The sequence below is a fragment of the Terrabacter terrae genome, assembly GCF_039529575.1.
Lineage (GTDB): Bacteria > Actinomycetota > Actinomycetes > Actinomycetales > Dermatophilaceae > Terrabacter > Terrabacter terrae.
In genome coordinates, this window is sequence record NZ_BAAANB010000192.1 from 1 (window position 1) to 866 (window position 866).

Genomic DNA, 866 nt, shown 5'->3' on the forward strand with positions numbered 1-866 from the left:
AGACTGCGTGGAGGACCGAACCCACTTAGGTTGAAAACTGAGGGGATGAGCTGTGGGTAGGGGTGAAAGGCCAATCAAACTCCGTGATAGCTGGTTCTCCCCGAAATGCATTTAGGTGCAGCGTCACGTGTTTCTTGCCGGAGGTAGAGCTACTGGATAGCTAATGGGCCTCACCAGGTTACTGACGTTAGCCAAACTCCGAATGCCGGTAAGTGAGAGCGTGGCAGTGAGACTGCGGGGGATAAGCTCCGTAGTCGAGAGGGAAACAGCCCAGATCACCAGCTAAGGTCCCTAAGCGTGTGCTAAGTGGGAAAGGATGTGGAGTTGCTGTGACAACCAGGAGGTTGGCTTAGAAGCAGCCACCCTTTAAAGAGTGCGTAATAGCTCACTGGTCAAGTGATTCCGCGCCGACAATGTAGCGGGGCTCAAGCACACCACCGAAGCTGTGGCATTGACATATTGCTCGGCACCGACACCTGCGGGTTCGGTGTCCAGGCGTGTTGATGGGTAGGGGAGCGTCGTGTTGCCAGGGAAGCGGCGGAGTGATCCAGCCGTGGAGGCTACACGAGTGAGAATGCAGGCATGAGTAGCGAATGACGGGCGAGAAACCCGTCCGCCGAATAACCAAGGGTTCCAGGGTCAAGCTAATCTGCCCTGGGTAAGTCGGGACCTAAGGCGAGGCCGACAGGCGTAGTCGATGGACATCCGGTTGATATTCCGGAACCGGCGAAGAACCGCCCCTGATGAACCTTGTGATGCTAAGTGCCTGAAGCCGCCCACCAGACCCTTCGGGGTCTATCGGGTGGTGGAGCGCACGGCCCGATCAGGTAGTAGTCAAGCGATGGAGTGACGCAGGAAGGTAGCCT

At 57.0% G+C, this 866-nt stretch carries 1 rRNA gene; it reads left to right on the forward strand.

The annotated features are described in order from the left end of the window. Positions 1–866 (forward strand): 23S ribosomal RNA (locus ABD194_RS20825); the annotation flags it as partial.